Source organism: Streptomyces cavernicola (assembly GCF_029968035.1).
Lineage (GTDB): Bacteria > Actinomycetota > Actinomycetes > Streptomycetales > Streptomycetaceae > Streptomyces > Streptomyces cavernicola.
In genome coordinates this window covers 1-16,327 of record NZ_JASCIQ010000071.1, presented here as the reverse complement: position 1 = coordinate 16,327, position 16,327 = coordinate 1, and the positions used below count along the sequence as shown (strand labels likewise).

Genomic DNA, 16,327 nt, shown 5'->3' with positions numbered 1-16,327 from the left:
GGGCCTCAGAATTCAAATTCGGGCATGCCGAAATTGACCCCGTTTGAGGGAAGTTGCATTAGAGAGTGGGTTGGCCTCTTCCGGCTGCTGTCGAAGGCAGTACCCGGTTCAAGAGGCTCGGGCTACATTACGGACCCCCAGGGGACGCGTCAAGTCGAGCGACGACGGGGCTTGTGGGCCCGATACGGGCTCACCGTCGGGTCGTTGGCGATCCAGAAGCGCCAGGGATGGACACCGCCTTCGCCCGAGACTCCGGTGCGCGGACCATTGCGCACCTGCTCGTCGGAGATCGGCACCCCGGTGAGGATCGACAGCGGGGACGGCAGGCCGGCGCAGACATCCGTGCCGTCGAGGGCTCGGTCGATGTCGAGCGCCGTGGCCAGACGGGCCGGGCCCTTGGCGAGTTCCTTGTCGTTGCGGGCCGAACGCCGCCGGCTCCGGGTGAGCTCCGCGCCCTCGGTGATCTCACCGGCACGCAGCAGCACCGCACTGGCGATGCCGTCCGGGCCGCACACCAGGTTCATGCAGTGCCACATCCCGTACGTGAAGTAGACGTACGCATAGCCGGGCGGGCCGAACATCACCGCGTTGCGGCGGGTGCGGCCGCGGTAGGCGTGGGAGCCCGGGTCCTTCATGCCGTCGTACGCCTCTACTTCTGTGAGGCGGAGATGTATCGGGCCCTCCGGTGTGCTGCGCACCAGGGTGCGGCCGAGGAGGTCCGGGGCCACTTCGAGGACGGGTCGGTCGAAGAACTCCCTGGGCAGGGGCGTACGGTCAGGGGCCGCGATCATGGCGTAGGAGCGTAGTGCAAAGGATGCTCTCGCGCGGGTGGTCGAGGGAGCCGGCCCTTGCCAGGGTGAGGGTGCGGAACCGGCCAGGGCCGGAACGCGTTTGTAGTGGTCGTAGAGACCGTAGGTCAGAGTTCACCGTCCGCTGGGACGAGAGTGCGGGGAGAAGCCATGGGGTTCAAGAAGCTGCTTGCGAGCCTGGGTGCTGGTGGTGCTTCGGTGGAGACGGTGCTCACCGAGGTCAACGTCGTACCTGGTGGCGTCGTGCAGGGTGAGGTGCGGATCCAGGGCGGGTCCGTGGATCAGGAGATCGAGGGTCTTTCCGTCGGTCTGCAGGCGCGCGTCGAGGTCGAGGGCGGTGACCAGGAGACCAAGCAGGACATCGAGTTCACCCGGCAGCAGCTCGGTGGCGCGTTCCAGCTGCAGGCGAACCAGGTGTACACGGTGCCGTTCGGGCTCGAGGTTCCGTGGGAGACGCCGGTGACGATGATCGACGGCACCGCGCTGCGCGGCATGAACATCGGTGTGACCACCGAGCTGGCCATCGCGCGTGCGGTGGACTCGGGCGACCTGGACCCGGTCAACGTGCACCCGCTCCCCGCGCAGCAGGCCATTCTCGACGCCTTCATCCAGCTCGGTTTCCGCTTCAAGAGCGCGGACATGGAGCGCGGTCACATTCGCGGTACGCGGCAGAAGCTGCCGTTCTACCAGGAGATCGAGTTCTTCTCGCCGCAGCAGTACCGGGGCATCAACCAGGTCGAGTTGAGCTTCGTCGCGGACGACCAGGAGATGGACGTCATTCTGGAGATGGACAAGAAGCCGGGTCTTTTCACCTCGGGCAGTGACTCGTACCGCGCGTTCAAGGTGGGGCTCGCGGACTTCCAGGGGACCGACTGGGCGGCCTACCTCAATCAGTGGCTTTCCGAGGTCGGCGGCAAGCGCAACTGGGCCTAGGGCCTAGGCTTTTGCGCTGCAGGCTCTATCGCTGGACCGGAGGTTTGACGTGACTGACAAGAGGCCGCCGCTTCCCCATGAATTCCTGCCGCAGGTGCCGTCGTTCGCTGTGCTGAGCGAGGACGTGGCGCCGGGTGAGGTGCTCGGGGACGGCCAGGTGCTGTCGGGTGGCAATGTCTCGCCGCAGCTGCGGTGGGAGGGCTTCCCGGAGAACACCAAGAGCTTCGCCGTGACGTGTTTCGACCCCGATGCGCCTACGGGCAGCGGGTTCTGGCACTGGGTCCTGTTCGACATTCCGGCCTCGGTCACGGAGCTCCCCGCCGGTGCGGGCAGCGGCAAGTTCGAGGGTCTCCCCGAGGGCGCCGTGCACGCGCGCAACGACTACGGCTCGAAGGAGTTCGGCGGCGCCGCTCCCCCGCCCGGGGACGGCGCGCACCGCTATGTGTTCACCGTGTACGCGGTGGACCAGGAGAAGTTGGGGCCGGACGCGGACGCTTCGCCGGCGGTCGTCGGCTTCAACCTGCGGTTCCACACGCTGGCGCGCGCGCAGCTCGTCGGTGAGTACACGGCGCCCGACGCAGGCTGATCGCGAGAGACGCGTTCCGGCTGGCTGCGACGCTTTCCGGCCGAAAGTCGATCGTTCACCGGCTGTTTGCCCGCCCTTGGTCATGGAATTGATCAGGGGCGGGCATTTTTTATTCCGTTGTCCCATGCGGCGCGCCCGGCCAGAGTTGATCCAAGTCCGCCGTGGGGTGGGCAGGTGCAACACGGGAGGGTGGGCGGAAAATGCGGGACACGCTGGTGCTGAACGCGAGCTTCGAGCCGCTGTCGACGGTGTCGCTGCACCGTGCTGTCGTACTGGTGCTGCAGGACAAGGCCGTCGTCGAAGCCTCCCACCCCGAGCTGCGGATGCGTGCCGCCGCGGTGGATCTGCCGGTGCCTCGGGTGATCCGGCTGCTGCGGTTCGTGCGGGTGCCGTTCCGAAGACAGGCGCCGTGGTCGAGGCGGGGTGTGCTGGTCCGGGACCGGCACAAGTGCGCGTACTGCGGGCGTCGGGCGACGACGGTGGACCACGTGGTGCCGAAGTCGCAGGGCGGTGGGGACACCTGGCTGAACACGGTCGCCTCGTGCGCGCCGGACAACCACCGCAAGGCCGACCGGACTCCGGAGGAGGCGGGCATGCCGCTGCTCTTCCAGCCGTACGTGCCGACGCCGACGGACGCGATGCTGCTCGCCCTGGGCGCGGACGGGCGGGCCGGGCTGCCGGACTGGCTGCCGGAGCCGGCCGCGGCGTGAGCTGCCCACCGGCGTGAGCACGTACGAGGGCCCGCCTCCTTGATCGGGAGGCGGGCCCTCGTACGTACAACTGTCAGTCGAGCGGGGGCTGTTCGCGGCGCTCGGGGCTGAGGGACTTGGCGGGGGCGGGGACCGTCGGGGTGCTCGAACCGCCGCCCATGGCACCGAAGTTGCCCATGGCGCCGGAGAGGCCCTTGAGGGCGTCGCCGATCTCGCTGGGGACGATCCAGAGCTTGTTGGCGTCGCCCTCGGCGATCTTCGGGAGCATCTGGAGGTACTGGTACGACAGCAGCTTCTGGTCCGGGTCGCCGGCGTGGATGGCCTCGAAGACCGTGCGGACGGCCTGGGCCTCGCCTTCCGCGCGCAGGGCCGCGGCCTTGGCCTCACCTTCGGCCTTGAGGATCGCGGACTGCTTCTCGCCCTCTGCGGTGAGGATCGCGGACTGGCGGATGCCCTCCGCGGTGAGGATCGCGGCGCGCTTGTCGCGGTCGGCACGCATCTGCTTCTCCATCGAGTCCTGGATGGAGGTCGGCGGCTCGATCGCCTTGAGCTCGACGCGGTTGACGCGGATGCCCCACTTGCCGGTGGCCTCGTCGAGGACTCCGCGGAGCGCTGCGTTGATCTCCTCGCGGGAGGTCAGGGTCCGCTCCAGGTCCATGCCGCCGATGATGTTGCGCAGGGTGGTGACGGTGAGCTGCTCGATCGCCTGGATGTAGCTGGCCACTTCGTACGTCGCGGCGCGGGCGTCGGTCACCTGGTAGTAGATGACCGTGTCGATGTTGACCACCAGGTTGTCCTGGGTGATCACCGGCTGCGGCGGGAAGGGGACGACCTGCTCGCGGAGGTCGATGCGGTTGCGTACGGAGTCGATGAACGGGACGACGATGTTCAGTCCTGCGTTCAGCGTGCGCGTGTAGCGGCCGAAGCGCTCCACGATCGCGGCGCTGGCCTGCGGAATCACCTGGATCGTCTTGATCAGGGCGATGAAGACGAGCACCACCAGGATGATGAGGACGATGATGATCGGTTCCATCGGTGTTCCCCCGAGCCCTTCTTGCCTTTGATTGCCTTGGTGACCATCGGAAAGATCTTGGTGGTCGAGTCTGTCAGACCACTGCGGTGCGCGGGGGACGTTCGGTCAGTTCACGCCAACGTCCGCCGCGTTGCCGTCACATGACGATCGCCGTCGCTCCGTCGATCTCGACGACGTCCACCTGCTGGCCCACCTCGAAGGACTGGGTGGCGTCGAGGGCGCGGGCGGACCAGACCTCGCCGGCGAGCTTGATGCGGCCGGTGCGGGCGTCGACCCGCTCGAGGACTTCGGCCTGCCTGCCCTTCAACGCGTCGATTCCGGAGGCGACTTGGGGCTGTTGCGAGCGGTGCCGGGCGGCGATGGGCCGTACGACCGCGATGAGGGCGACCGAGACGACGGCGAAGACCACCACCTGCAGGGTGACGCCGCCGCCGAGGGCGGCCGTCACGGCGCCGGCGACGGCGCCCACCGCGAACATCCCGAACTCCGGCATTGCCGTCAGGACCAGAGGAATTCCGAGGCCGACCGCCGCGATCAGCCACCACACCCATGCGTCGATGTCCACGTGGTCATCGTAGGCGCGAAGGTCGTCCGAAGGACAGGGTGCATCGGGCCCCTGGGGCAGGCGCACTTCGGCCTCTCGGAGGGGCGAGGGCGGCACGGCCGGGGCCGTGCCGCTGCGCTCCGGGTCAGCTCAGCGGGAGGCCCTGGGCCGTCCAGCGGTCGCCGTTCTGCTCGACGACCAGGGGGAGGCCGAAGCAGCGGGAGAGGTTGCGGGAGGTGAGCTCCAGCTCGATGGGTCCGGCGGCGAGCACCTTGCCCTGGCGGATCATCAGGACGTGCGTGAAGCCGGGGGCGATCTCCTCGACGTGGTGGGTGACCATCAGCATCGAGGGGGCGATCGGGTCGCGGGCGAGGCGGCCGAGGCGGCGGACGAGGTCCTCGCGGCCGCCGAGGTCGAGGCCGGCGGCGGGCTCGTCGAGCAGGAGGAGCTCGGGGTCGGTCATCAGGGCGCGGGCGATCAGGGTGCGCTTGCGCTCGCCCTCGGAGAGGGTGCCGAACCTGCGGTCGACGTACTCCGTCATGCCGAGGCGGTCGAGGAAGGCGCGGGCGCGCTGCTCGTCCACCTCTTCGTAGTCCTCGTGCCAGGTGGCGGTCATTCCGTACGCCGCGGTGAGGACGGTCTGCAGGACGGTCTGGCGCTTGGGCAGCTTGTCGGCGAGGGCGATGCCGGCGACGCCGATGCGCGGGCGGAGCTCGAAGACGTCCGTGCCGGGCTTGCCGAGGGTCTCGCCGAGGACGGTGGCGGTGCCCGTGGTGGGGAAGAGGTAGCTCGACGCGACGTTCAACAGGGTCGTCTTGCCCGCGCCGTTGGGGCCGAGGATGACCCAGCGCTCGCCTTCCTTGACGGACCAGGAGACCTGGTCCACCAGGGCCCGGCCCTCGCGGACCACGGATACGTCCACCAGCTCCAGAACATCGCTCATGAGCGCGTTGTCTCCCATTGCAGTCTCGTCTCGCTTGCGTCTGTGGACGCAGCCCCCGGATAAAACCTACGCCACCGGTCGGACAGTCCTGTCCCCAGTGGGGTCCTTAGGCTGGTGTCCATGCTCACGGAACCACGCTCGGGCCTGCTGGCCTCATGGGGAAATGCCCTTATTGCGGGACTTGTCTCGCCGGATGAGGCGGTGCTCGCCGTCGTCGGCGAGGACGCCGTGCACCGGGTCGAGGGGCTGCCGGGCGAGCCCGGTCAGGTCGGCCTGACCCTCGCGCTCGGGCGGCTGCGGACGCTCGGGGCGACGGGGCTGCGGGTGGCGCTGCCCGCGCCGGGGCATCCGCTCGGGCTCAGCGGTCCGCCGGAGTTCAACGCGCGCGCCCTGGAGGCCGAGGAGGCGGTCGTCTGCCACGGGGTCGCGCTCGGGCTCGTGCCCGAGGTGTACGAGGCGGGGCCCGCAGGTGACGTGCATGTCGAGGTCGTCTGGCACTGCCTGCCGGTGCGCGAGGCCCCGCCTGCGGACGTCCCGTCGCTCGGCGAGGCGGAGCGGGAGCTGGCGGAGGCGCTGCGGGACGCGACGCGGATCCTGTCGCGGCTCGACGTCGCCGCTTCGGGGCCGGTCGCGGAGGCGGCGATCGATGCGTACCGGGCGCGTGCCGAGCACGGCCGCGAGGTCCTCGCGCCGGGCTATCCGCCGCGCGCGGTACGGGTGTTGGAGCTGGCGCAGCGGGTGGCACTGCTGATCTCGGTGGCGTACGAGAACGGGCACGGCGGGGCGGTGAGCGCCTCGGAGATGGCGGCCCGGCACGAGGCGCTGCGCCCGGTGGAGCGGACCGCGCGGCGGGCGCAGGTGGCGGCGTACAACGCGTTCGTGGAGGAGCGGGAGCGCGGCGCACGCTGAGGCTCGCCTGGGGCCGGAAGTCCCTGAGTCCCTTCCCGGCGTGCTGAGTTGAGGCGGGGGCGCAGAGGCGCACGGGCGTGCGGTCGGGCGGATGTGCACTCGGGCAGGCGTGCGCTCGCGTGGGCGTACTGCTGGGTGCGGGCGGCCCTGCCGGGCGGGGGTGCTGCCGGGGTTGCGCGCGCGGGCGGGCTTTCAGGGCGTACGGGACGCGGGCGGGTCTCCCCCGCTCGCGCGCGGGTGCAGGCATGCCGCGGCCCTCCAGGCGGTTGCTGCCTGGAGGGCCGGTGGTCGGCAAGTGACCCGGGGCGTACGTCAGTTGTTGACGGCGGCGTTCCCGAAGGCCGGGTTGAGCACGCCGATGACGTTCACGGTGTTGCCCACAGCGTTGACCGGGACGTGCACCGGCGCCTGCACGACGTTGCCGGAGCCGATGCCCGGGGAGTTGACGGCCGTGCCGACGGCGTCCGCGCTGGTGGCGGAGGCCACGCCGGCGCCGGCGGCGATCAGGCCACCGGCCATCATCGTGACAGCGGCGGCCTTCTTGAGCTTCATCACTTCTTGTGACCCTTCTTGGGGAAGCTGCGGCCAGCCGCCGCAGCACGCACTGGAGAACGCCCCGGCCCGACGGAGGTTGCGCCGTACGGGCGACATCCACACGACGGTATGAATCTCAGACCGGAATATGACGGTCCGCGGCGGGAGTCGAGGCACCCGCGCGGACCGCTCGCGTCTCAGCCGGCCAGCCCGTGCCGTACCGCCCAGAGGGCCGCCTGGGTGCGGTCCGCGAGGTCGAGTTTCATGAGGATGTTGGAGACGTGGGTCTTGACGGTCTTCTCGGACAGCACCAGGGCGCGGGCGATCTCGCGGTTGGAGCGGCCGTCGGCGATCAGGCCGAGGACCTCGCGCTCGCGCTCGGTGAGCGAGCCGCCCCGGCCCTGCGCGCCGCCCGACTCCTCCTGGGCGAGCAGGGCGCCCGCGACCTCGGGCTGGAGCAGGACATGGCCGGCGTGCACGGAGCGGATGGCGCCGGCGAGGGCGTCCGGGTCCACGTCCTTGTAGACGTAACCTGCCGCACCCGCGCGTAGGGCCGGGACGACCGTGCGCTGCTCGGTGAAGCTGGTGACGATCAACACCTTGGCGGGGTTGGCCAGTTCGCGCAGTTTGCGCAGGGCCTCGACGCCGTCCATGCCGGGCATCTTCACGTCCATCAGGACGACGTCCGGGCGGAGTTCTTCCGTACGGGCCACACCCTCGGCACCGTCGGCGGCCTCTCCGACGACCTCGATGTCGTCCTGGACCTCGAGGAACGTGCGCAGGCCGCGGCGGACCACCTGGTGGTCGTCGACGAGCAGCACCCTGATGGCGCGGCCGGCTGCCGCTTCGCGCGACTCGGAGCGTTCTTCTTCAGCCACCGGGGACCTCCATTGTGATCGTGGTGCCCTTGCCGGGCGCCGATTCCACGGTCAGGCGGCCGCCCACCCCGCCGGCCCGGTGCTTCATGGAGACCAGGCCGAGGTGGCGTCCCGCTCGCCGCACCGCGCCGGTGTCGAATCCGCTGCCGTCGTCGGTGATGCTCAACTCCGCGCCCTGGCCCAGCTTTTGCAGCAGCACGCACACGCGCGTGGCGCCGGAGTGGCGCAGGGCGTTGTGCAGCGCCTCCTGGGCGACGCGCAGCATCGCCTCTTCCTGGGCGGCGGGCAGGGCGCGCACTCCGGTGCAGTCGAACGTGACGTGCGCGGAGTGGGCGCGGTCCAGGACCTGGATCTGCGTGCGCAGGGTGGCGACGAGGCCGTCCTCGTCCAGGCCCGCGGGGCGCAACTCCACGACTGCGGCGCGCAGTTCGTCGGCCGCCTCTGCGGCGAGCGCGGCGACCTGCTGGAGTTCGCCCTTGGCGCGGCCGGGGTCGCGGTCCACCAGGGCGGCGGCGGCCTGGGCGGTCAGGCGCAGCGAGAACAGCTTCTGGCTCACGGCGTCGTGCAGCTCGTGCGCCAGGCGGGAGCGCTCCTCGGCGATCGTCAGCTCCCGACTGCGTTCGTACAGGCGGGCGTTGGTGAGGGCGAGCGCGGCGTGCTGGGCGAAGATGCCGAGCAACGCCTCGTCCTCCTCGGTGAAGCCGCAACCGCCCTGTGGCTTCGGGCAGTTCTTGTTCGCGAGGAAGAGCGCGCCGAGGGTCTCCTCGCCGTCCCGGATGGGCATGCCGAGGAAGTCGGACATCTCGGGGTGCGCGGACGGCCAGCCCTCGAAGCGGGGGTCCTCGCGCACGTCGGCGAGGCGCTCGGTGCGTGCGCTGTGCAGCATCGAGGCGAGGATGCCGTGCTGGCGCGGCAGCGGGCCGATGGCCTTCCACTGCTCCTCGCTGACGCCGTCGACGACGAACTGGGCGAAGCCGCCGTGGTCGTCGGGCACGCCGAGGGCCGCGTACTCCGCGCCGAGGAGTTCACGGGCCGAGACGACGATCGTCTTGAGGACGTCGCGCACTTCTAGGTGCCTGCTCATGGCGAGGAGTGCGGAGCTCACCGCGAGCAGACCTGATCGGGGACCGTCGGTCATGGCCTCACCGTACCGGCGGGCTCTGACAGCCGGATCGGCCGCTCGAAGGCGACCGCTTGGGCCCCGGGGACTAGGCCGAAGGCCCCTGGTCGGTGCGGTCCGGCGGCTCAGGTCCGGGGCCGGTCGGCTTCGTAGGTTGAGAGTCGGGAACCGCCGGTCCAGGCGTACGGGCCGGGGCCGGCGGCTGGATTCGAGGGGCTGGATTCCGATGCCTGTCGCGGTCGTCACGGGGGCTTCGAAAGGGTTCGGTCGGGCCCTGGCCACGGCACTGGCCGCCCGCGGTTGGGACCTCGTACTGGACGCGCGGTCCGCGGGCCCGTTGCGGGACACCGCGCGGGAGCTGGAGATCGGGAAGGGGCCCGGCGACGCGCACGCGCGCGTGCGCGCGGTTTCTGGGGACGTGACGGACGCCCGGCACCGCAGTGCCCTGGCGGCGGCGGCGCGGCAGCTCGGTGGGCTCGACCTCCTGGTGAACAACGCCGGCGCGCTGGGCGCCGAGCCCGCTCGTACGTCTGGAGGAGTTGCCGCTCGACGGCTTGCGGCAGGCCCTGGAGACGAATGTCGTGGCGGCGCTCGGCCTGGTCCGGGAGGCGCTGCCGCTGCTGCGGGCCGCCGAGGCGGGCGCGGTGATCGACCTGAGCTCGGACGCGGCCGTCGAGGCGTACGAGACATGGGGCGGGTACGGCGCTTCCAAAGCGGCGCTCGACCAGCTGTCCGCGGTGCTCGCGGTGGAGGAGCCGGAGCTGCGGGTGTGGGCGGTGGATCCGGGCGACATGCGGACCGATCTGTACCGGGCGGCGGCGCCGCTCGACGACGACTCCGGGCGGCCACTGCCGGAGACGGTGGTTCCGGCGTTCCTGCGGCTGCTCGACACCCGGCCGGCGAGCGGGCGGTACACAGCCGGAGCTGGGAGCCGAGCCGGGGGCGGAGCTTTGAAGATGCAAGGCGGCGATGCGAGTGCGGCCGGTGTGCCCGACTCGGCCGGGCACACGGCGGTCGGCCCTGTCCTCGCGGGGCTGCACGTGCCGGAGTCCCTGTCCGCGCGCGTGCCGGTGGAGCAGCGGCTGCCCGGGGCGGGGCGCGCGACGGAAACACGGAGCACGCGCGCGTAGTGGTGCATTTTTCGACGCGCGGTGACGACGGGCGCTGGGCCGTAGAGCTGCGGGAGCCCGACGGATCGGGCACCACGCGCGCGCGTGCGGGCGGTCCTGAGGGGACGCGGGTGGCGCTGCCCGGCGGCCGTTCGCTCGTACTGGAGGAACTGCTGAGCGAGCGGAGCGCGCGGCTGTGGTGGGCGCGGGGGCCCGTCGGGGTGCCGGAGCTGCTGCGCGAGCACGGGCGGCCCATCCGTTACGCCTATACGGAGCGGGACCAGCCGCTGTCCGCGTACCAGACGGTGTTCGCGCTGCCCTCGCCCGACGGGGCGGGCTCGGCGGAGATGCCGAGTGCGGGGCGGCCGTTCACGGACCGGCTTGTGGCGGAGGCGGTCAGCAGGGGCGTGCAGTTCGCGCCGGTCACGCTGCACACCGGGGTCGCATCGGCCGAGGCGCACGAGCCGCCGTACCCGGAGCGGTTCTCCGTACCGGAGGCTTCGGCGCGGCTGATCAACGCGGCGCGGGCGGGCGGCGGCCGGGTGGTCGCGGTCGGCACGACGGCCGTGCGTGCCGTCGAGTCGGCGGCGGACGGGGCGGGCGTGGTGCGGGCGGCCGCGGGGTGGACGGATCTCGTACTGACTCCGGAGCGCGGAGTTCGGGTGGTGAGCGGCGTGCTCACCGGCCTGCACGAGCCGACGGCCTCGCACCTTTCGCTGCTCGCCGCGATCGCGGGAAAGGCCGCGGTGACGGCCGGATACAGGGAAGCGGTACGGCGCCGCTACCACTGGCACGAGTTCGGCGACAGCCATTTGATCTTCAAGGCTTAAAGCAGTCACCGTATGAATTGCTGTGGCAACGTTTGGTGAGACTGTTACGCGCCCGATGTGAGGCCGCACATAGGGCGCACGTCACGTACGAAGTGTCCTAGTTGACCGATTGGATGCCATGGATCCCGGAAGAACCTGCCGAACATCCCGGAAGAAACAGACACAGCAGACAGGTCTGGCGACCCTGATCCACTAAGCAGCTTCGTACGTCACACCTTTGCTTCGAAATTTTGCGGGAGCTAAGAATTGCTCTCGTCGCTCGGCGCCGTGGTCACACAAACCACGGCGTTTTTGCCGGAGTCCCTGTTACCGGCGTCGGAAAAGTTGAGCGATCTCCGCTATTTCGAAGAGGTCCTTTCACATGTCCCAGCAGAACACCCTTGGCCTTTCCCTGACCAAGCGCCAGAAGATCACGATCGCCGGTGTCGCCACGCTCGGCGCCGCTGCCCTCGCGTTCTCGTTCGTGCCGGGCAATGACCAGAGCGCACAGGCCGCGGAGGCCACCGAGGTCTCCGCCGCCCCCGTCGCCTTCCACGCGGACGCCAAGACCATCCAGAACGGCGTCGCCAAGCAGCAGACCGCCTACGAGGGCATCGCCAAGGCCGCCGAGACCGCCGCCCAGAAGCAGGCCGCCGCCGAGGCCGCCAAGGCCAAGGCCGACGAGAAGGCCAAGCAGGAGCGCGACGCCAAGGCCCGCGCCGCCCGCGACGCCGCCCGCAAGCCGGTCTACGCGAACAACCTGGACGGCTGGATCAAGGAGTCCCTCGCCATCATGAAGAAGGAAGGGATCCCGGGCACCTACGAGGGCCTGCACCGCAACATCATGCGTGAGTCTTCCGGCAACCCGCGTGCCATCAACAACTGGGACATCAACGCCCAGAACGGCATCCCGTCCAAGGGCCTGCTGCAGGTCATCAAGCCCACCTTCGACGCGTACCACGTCGAGGGCACCAAGCACGACCAGTACGACCCGGTCGCCAACATCGTCGCCGCGGCCAACTACGCCGCCGACCGCTACGGCTCCATGGACAACGTCAACAGCGCCTACTGAGCAGCTGCAGACCACTGAACACGCACAAGGGCGGCACCCCACTCGGGGTGCCGCCCTTCGGCGTGCGTACGCGACCCGCGTGCGGTTACTTGCGCATGACCTCCGGCTCGTGGCGGCGCAGGAAGCGCGCCACGAGGAAGCCGCAGAGGACGCCGAGCGCGATCAGCGCGCCCATGTCGAGGAGCCAGGAGGCGACCTCGTGGTCCCACAGCGGGTCCGTGCTGGACGGGTCGTCCGTGTTCGGGTTGATGTTGTTGAAGTCCAGGGTCGTGCCGGCGGCGGCGACGGCCCAGCGGGACGGCATCAGGTACGAGAACTGGTTGACGCCGACCGTGCCGTGCAGGATGAACAGGCAGCCGGTGAAGACGACCTGGACGATCGCGAACATCACGAGCAGCGGCATGGTCTTCTCGGCGGTCTTCACCAGCGAGGAGATGACCAGGCCGAACATCATCGCGGTGAAGCCGAGGGCCATGATCGGCAGGGACAGCTCCAGGAGCACCGAGCCGCCCAGGATCAGGCCCTCCTCGGGCAGCTCACGGCTGGCGAAGCCGATCGCGCCGACCATCAGGCCCTGCAGGATGGTGACGGTGCCGAGCACGATCACCTTGGACATCAGGTACGCCGAGCGGGAGAGGCCGGTGGCGCGCTCCCGTTCGTAGATGACCCGTTCCTTGATCAGCTCGCGGACCGAGTTGGCGGCGCCGGCGAAGCACGCGCCGACCGCGAGGATCAGCAGGACCGTGGTGGCGGTGCCGTTCGGGACGTGCAGGCCGTTGACCGGGTTGACCTTCTCGTTGACGAGCAGGCCCTTGTCCGGGTCGATCAGGAGGCTGACCGCGCCGAGCACGGCGGGCAGGATCACCGTCAGGGCGAGGAAGCCCTTGTCGGACGCGATGACGGAGACGTACCGCCGGATCAGGGTGAAGAGCTGTGAGCCCCAGCCCTGCGGTTTCGGCGGGCGCATCATCGCCTGCTGCGGCTGCTGCATGTACTGCTGCTGGGGCTGCTGCGGGGCGGCGGCGTCGATGTCCGCGGCGTACATCTGGTAGTGCTGCGAGCCCTTCCAGCGGCCCGCCCAGTCGTAGTCGCGGTAGTTCTCGAAGGCGGAGAAGACGTCGGCCCAGGTGCTGTAGCCGAAGAAGTTCAGGGCCTCCTCGGGCGGGCCGAAGTACGCCACCGAGCCGCCCGGCGCCATCACCAGGAGCTTGTCGCAGATCGCCAGCTCGGCCACGGAGTGCGTGACGACGAGCACGGTGCGGCCGTCGTCGGCGAGGCCGCGCAGGAGCTGCATGACGTCGCGGTCCATGCCCGGGTCGAGGCCCGAGGTGGGCTCGTCCAGGAAGATCAGGGACGGCTTGGTGAGCAGTTCGAGGGCGACGGAGACGCGCTTGCGCTGACCGCCCGACAGGGACGTGACCTTCTTGTCCTTGTGGATGTCGAGCTTCAGCTCGCGCAGGACCTCGTCGATCCGCTGCTCGCGCTCCTGCTCGCTGGTGTCGGCGGGGAAGCGGAGCTTGGCGGCGTACTTGAGGGCCTTCTTGACGGTCAGCTCCTTGTGCAGGATGTCGTCCTGCGGGACCAGACCGATGCGCTGCCGGAGCTCGGCGAACTGCTTGTAGAGGTTCCGGTTGTCGTAGAGGACCTCGCCCTGGTTGGCGGGGCGGTAGCCGGTGAGCGCCTTGAGGAGCGTCGACTTTCCGGAGCCGGAGGGGCCGATCACGGCGATCAGGGACTTCTCCGGTACGCCAAAGGAGACGTCCTTGAGGATCTGCTTGCCGCCGTCGACGGTGACCGTGAGGTGGCGGGCCGAGAAGGAGACCTCGCCGGTGTCGACGAACTCCTCCAGGCGCCCGTCGACCAGGCGGAACGTGGAGTGGCCGACGCCGACGATGTCGTTCGGGCCGATCGGCACGGTGCCCGACTTGGGCAGCGGCTGGCCATTGACGTAGGTGCCGTTGTGCGAGCCGAGGTCGCGGATCTCGAAGCGGCCGTCGGGGGTCGCGTGGAACTCCGCGTGGTGGCGGGAGACCTGCAGGTCGGAGACGACCAGCTCGTTCTCCAGGGCACGGCCGATGCGCATGACGTGGCCGAGCGCGACCTGGTGGAACGTGGTGGGACTGCGGTCGCCGCCCTGCGCCGGGGGCGCGCCCGCGCCGGCGGGGGGCTGCTGCGCGTACTGCTGACCGGGCTGGCCGGGGTGCTGCTGCGGCGCCTGCTGCTGCGGCACGTGCGCCTGGCCGGCACCGGGCTGCGGCTGCTGCGGCCAGGCCTGCTGCGGGGCCTGCTGCTGCCAGCCGGGGCCGGCCTGCTGCGGGGCGCCCTGCTGCGGGTACGGGGCGGGCGCCTGGTGCGGGGCCTGGGCGGCCTGGGCCTGCTGCGGGGCGGCGACGCCCGCCGCGGCGCCGGCGGCCGCGAGGTTGAGGCACGGTCCGTCGGTGGCGTTGCCGAGGTGCACGGCGGAGCCGGGGCCGATCTCGACGTGCTGGACCCGGTGGCCCTGCACGAACGTGCCGTTGGTGCTGCCGTGGTCCTCGATGACCCAGTTTCGGCCACCCCAGCTGATCGTCGCGTGCCGCCAGGAGACCCGGGCGTCGTCGATGACCACATCACCGCCCGGATCACGTCCGACGGCATACGACCTGGACACATCAAGCGTCCAGGTCTGTCCATTCAATTCCAGTACGAGTTCCGGCACTCCAGCCCCACTACGTCGTCCCCCGAGCTAGCCCCCGTCTTGGGGAGTCTAGGGATGTCGAACATCGTGGGGAACTATTCCAGGCTCCGCCCGCAGACTGAAAGTCGGGCCTGTGGAAAGACGGCCACGACCCTTGCGCCGCCCGGCCGTTGAGGACCGCAAACCCCATCGGACGACTCGAATCAACCATCAGTACGTACGGATCATGAAGGACCGGGACATATGCGTACGGCTGGGAAAGCGCACCCCAAATAAGCTCGACGGGCGGGGGTCGCACAGTCGGTCGCGGGCCGCTCAGGTGTCCGTAGGCCGGGACGCCCAGGCACGTGCCACAGGGCGCCGGATACCGTAAGAGCACCATGAGCGCATCGCAGCCACCCCACACCGCTGACGTACCCACCCTCCTCGTCAAGATCTTCGGCAAGGACCGGCCCGGCATCACCGCGGGGCTCTTCGACACCCTCGCCGCCTTCTCCGTAGACGTGATCGATCTGGAGCAGGTCGTCACACGTGGCCGGATAGTGCTGTGCGCACTGGTCACCGCGCCGCCCGCCGGGCTCGAGGGCGAGCTGCGGTCCACGGTGCACAGCTGGGCCGACTCCCTGAAGATGCAGGCCGAGATCATCTCCGGCATCGGCGACAACCGGCCGCGCGGTGAGGGCCGTTCGCACGTGACGGTGCTCGGGCACCCGCTGACCGCCGAGGCGACGGCGGCGATCACGGCGCGGATCACGGACGTCGGCGGCAACATCGACCGGATCTTCCGGCTCGCCAAGTACCCGGTCACAGCCGTGGAGTTCGCGGTGTCCGGCACGGAGACCGAGCCGCTGCGGACGGCGCTCGCCATAGAGGCCGCCGTGCAGGGTGTGGACGTCGCGGTGGTCTCGGCCGGTCTGCACCGCAGGGCGCAGCGCCTGATCGTGATGGACGTGGACTCGACGCTGATCCAGGACGAGGTCATCGAGCTGTTCGCGGCGCACGCGGGTTGCGAGGACAAGGTCGCCGAGGTGACGGCGGCGGCGATGCGCGGCGAGCTGGACTTCGAGCAGTCGCTGCACGCGCGCGTGGCGCTCCTTGAGGGGCTCGACGCCTCGGTGGTGGACAAGGTGCGTACGGAGGTCCGGCTGACGCCGGGCGCCCGCACCCTGATCCGTACGCTGAAGCGGCTCGGCTACCAAGTGGGCGTCGTGTCGGGTGGGTTCACGCAGGTCACGGACGACCTGAAGGAGCGGCTCGGGCTCGACTTCGCGCAGGCCAACACGCTGGAGATCGTCGACGGCAAGCTGACCGGCAAGGTCACCGGCGAGATCGTGGACCGCGCGGGCAAGGCGCGGCTGCTGCGCCGGTTCGCGGCGGAGGCCGGGGTTCCGCTGGAGCAGACGGTGGCGATCGGCGACGGCGCCAACGACCTGGACATGCTGAACGCTGCGGGCCTCGGGGTCGCCTTCAACGCCAAGCCGGTGGTGCGCGAGGCCGCGCACACGGCGGTGAACGTGCCGTTCCTCGACACCGTCCTGTATCTCCTCGGGGTCACCCGCGAAGAGGTGGAGCTGGCGGACACACATACGGACTGATCGTTTCGCAACCGCCGCGCGACGACTGCGGCTGAGCAGCTGAGCGGCTGAGCGGCTGAGGCAGCG

Annotated in this window: 15 protein-coding genes and 2 pseudogenes; 9 read left to right on the top strand and 8 right to left on the bottom strand. The window is 70.2% G+C overall.

Features of this window, described 5'->3' with window-relative positions:
- Nucleotides 1-149: 149 nt before the first annotated feature.
- Nucleotides 150-791 (bottom strand): DNA-3-methyladenine glycosylase, encoded by a 642-nt coding sequence (locus QIS96_RS36845; RefSeq protein ID WP_282547245.1) that lies wholly within the window; start codon nt 789-791, stop codon nt 150-152.
- 168 nt (nt 792-959) lie between these two features.
- Here QIS96_RS36845 and QIS96_RS36840 point away from each other — a divergent pair, with 168 nt between their 5' ends.
- The 3 genes from QIS96_RS36840 (at nt 960) to QIS96_RS36830 (ending at nt 3,038) form a co-directional block, all read left to right on the top strand.
- Nucleotides 960-1,742, top strand: a complete 783-nt coding sequence (locus QIS96_RS36840; RefSeq protein ID WP_282547244.1) for a sporulation protein — start codon at nt 960-962, stop codon at nt 1,740-1,742.
- A 49-nt stretch (nt 1,743-1,791) separates the two neighbouring features.
- Nucleotides 1,792-2,328 carry a YbhB/YbcL family Raf kinase inhibitor-like protein gene (locus tag QIS96_RS36835; RefSeq protein WP_282547243.1) on the top strand — a complete coding sequence of 179 codons (537 nt, stop codon included), beginning with the start codon at nt 1,792-1,794 and terminating at the stop codon, nt 2,326-2,328.
- Between the two features lie 200 nt (nt 2,329-2,528).
- Complete coding sequence (locus tag QIS96_RS36830; protein WP_282547242.1) at nt 2,529-3,038, top strand: HNH endonuclease; 510 nt, start codon at nt 2,529-2,531, stop codon at nt 3,036-3,038.
- A 73-nt stretch (nt 3,039-3,111) separates the two neighbouring features.
- Here the strand turns inward: QIS96_RS36830 and QIS96_RS36825 are convergent, their stop codons facing one another.
- From QIS96_RS36825 to QIS96_RS36815, 3 genes are all read right to left on the bottom strand, one after another.
- Complete coding sequence (locus QIS96_RS36825) at nt 3,112-4,071, bottom strand: SPFH domain-containing protein (RefSeq protein ID WP_282547241.1); 960 nt, start codon at nt 4,069-4,071, stop codon at nt 3,112-3,114.
- 136 nt (nt 4,072-4,207) lie between these two features.
- A complete protein-coding gene (locus QIS96_RS36820; RefSeq protein WP_282547240.1) occupies nt 4,208-4,636 on the bottom strand; it encodes an NfeD family protein in 429 nt (142 codons plus the stop codon).
- 124 nt (nt 4,637-4,760) lie between these two features.
- The gene (locus QIS96_RS36815; RefSeq protein ID WP_282547239.1) at nt 4,761-5,558 is read right to left on the bottom strand and encodes an ABC transporter ATP-binding protein; all 798 of its coding nucleotides are present in this window, start codon (nt 5,556-5,558) and stop codon (nt 4,761-4,763) included.
- 120 nt (nt 5,559-5,678) lie between these two features.
- Here QIS96_RS36815 and QIS96_RS36810 point away from each other — a divergent pair, with 120 nt between their 5' ends.
- Nucleotides 5,679-6,467, top strand: coding sequence for a hypothetical protein (locus tag QIS96_RS36810; protein WP_282547238.1), 789 nt, complete (start codon nt 5,679-5,681; stop codon nt 6,465-6,467).
- 312 nt (nt 6,468-6,779) lie between these two features.
- Here QIS96_RS36810 and QIS96_RS36805 read toward each other — a convergent pair whose 3' ends face one another.
- The 3 genes from QIS96_RS36805 to QIS96_RS36795 form a co-directional block, all read right to left on the bottom strand.
- Complete coding sequence (locus QIS96_RS36805) at nt 6,780-7,022, bottom strand: chaplin (RefSeq protein ID WP_282547237.1); 243 nt, start codon at nt 7,020-7,022, stop codon at nt 6,780-6,782.
- Between the two features lie 176 nt (nt 7,023-7,198).
- A complete protein-coding gene (locus QIS96_RS36800; RefSeq protein WP_282547236.1) occupies nt 7,199-7,879 on the bottom strand; it encodes a response regulator in 681 nt (226 codons plus the stop codon).
- The gene (locus QIS96_RS36795; protein WP_282547235.1) at nt 7,872-9,017 is read right to left on the bottom strand and encodes a GAF domain-containing sensor histidine kinase; all 1,146 of its coding nucleotides are present in this window, start codon (nt 9,015-9,017) and stop codon (nt 7,872-7,874) included. The genes QIS96_RS36800 and QIS96_RS36795 overlap by 8 nt, the downstream gene beginning before the upstream one ends.
- Here QIS96_RS36795 and QIS96_RS37960 point away from each other — a divergent pair.
- From QIS96_RS37960 to QIS96_RS36780, 4 genes and pseudogenes are all read left to right on the top strand, one after another.
- Nucleotides 8,962-9,462 (top strand): annotated as a pseudogene (locus tag QIS96_RS37960) (SDR family NAD(P)-dependent oxidoreductase); the annotation flags it as partial. The gene QIS96_RS36795 and the pseudogene QIS96_RS37960 sit on opposite strands and share 56 nt — an antisense overlap.
- A gap of 118 nt (nt 9,463-9,580) precedes the next feature.
- Nucleotides 9,581-9,757 (top strand): annotated as a pseudogene (locus tag QIS96_RS37955) (SDR family NAD(P)-dependent oxidoreductase); the annotation flags it as partial.
- Nucleotides 9,688-10,938: an S-adenosylmethionine:tRNA ribosyltransferase-isomerase gene (locus QIS96_RS36785; RefSeq protein ID WP_408907326.1), complete on the top strand. Its 1,251-nt coding sequence runs from the start codon at nt 9,688-9,690 to the stop codon at nt 10,936-10,938. The pseudogene QIS96_RS37955 and the gene QIS96_RS36785, both read left to right, overlap by 70 nt.
- Before the next feature lie 361 nt (nt 10,939-11,299).
- Entirely contained in the window at nt 11,300-11,989 is a 690-nt protein-coding gene (locus QIS96_RS36780) for a transglycosylase SLT domain-containing protein (protein WP_282547234.1), read from the top strand.
- Between the two features lie 85 nt (nt 11,990-12,074).
- On the opposite strand, the gene QIS96_RS36775 is transcribed toward QIS96_RS36780, so the two are convergent.
- A complete protein-coding gene (locus tag QIS96_RS36775; protein WP_282547233.1) occupies nt 12,075-14,687 on the bottom strand; it encodes an ABC transporter ATP-binding protein/permease in 2,613 nt (870 codons plus the stop codon).
- Between the two features lie 359 nt (nt 14,688-15,046).
- On the opposite strand from QIS96_RS36775, the gene serB reads away from it, so the two are divergent.
- Nucleotides 15,047-16,261 carry a phosphoserine phosphatase SerB gene (gene serB, locus QIS96_RS36770; RefSeq protein ID WP_282547232.1) on the top strand — a complete coding sequence of 405 codons (1,215 nt, stop codon included), beginning with the start codon at nt 15,047-15,049 and terminating at the stop codon, nt 16,259-16,261.
- Nucleotides 16,262-16,327 lie beyond the last annotated feature (66 nt).

Coding starts and splice junctions, on each gene's coding strand:
- QIS96_RS36825 (WP_282547241.1), bottom strand. CDS start 4,071: ATGGAACCGATCATCATCGTCCTCATCATCCTGGTGGTGCTCGTCTTC.
- QIS96_RS36845 (WP_282547245.1), bottom strand. CDS start 791: ATGATCGCGGCCCCTGACCGTACGCCCCTGCCCAGGGAGTTCTTCGAC.
- QIS96_RS36840 (WP_282547244.1), top strand. CDS start 960: ATGGGGTTCAAGAAGCTGCTTGCGAGCCTGGGTGCTGGTGGTGCTTCG.
- QIS96_RS36780 (WP_282547234.1), top strand. CDS start 11,300: ATGTCCCAGCAGAACACCCTTGGCCTTTCCCTGACCAAGCGCCAGAAG.
- QIS96_RS36810 (WP_282547238.1), top strand. CDS start 5,679: ATGCTCACGGAACCACGCTCGGGCCTGCTGGCCTCATGGGGAAATGCC.
- QIS96_RS36830 (WP_282547242.1), top strand. CDS start 2,529: ATGCGGGACACGCTGGTGCTGAACGCGAGCTTCGAGCCGCTGTCGACG.
- serB (WP_282547232.1), top strand. CDS start 15,047: ATGAGCGCATCGCAGCCACCCCACACCGCTGACGTACCCACCCTCCTC.
- QIS96_RS36785 (WP_408907326.1), top strand. CDS start 9,688: ATGGGGCGGGTACGGCGCTTCCAAAGCGGCGCTCGACCAGCTGTCCGC.
- QIS96_RS36815 (WP_282547239.1), bottom strand. CDS start 5,558: ATGAGCGATGTTCTGGAGCTGGTGGACGTATCCGTGGTCCGCGAGGGC.
- QIS96_RS36795 (WP_282547235.1), bottom strand. CDS start 9,017: ATGACCGACGGTCCCCGATCAGGTCTGCTCGCGGTGAGCTCCGCACTC.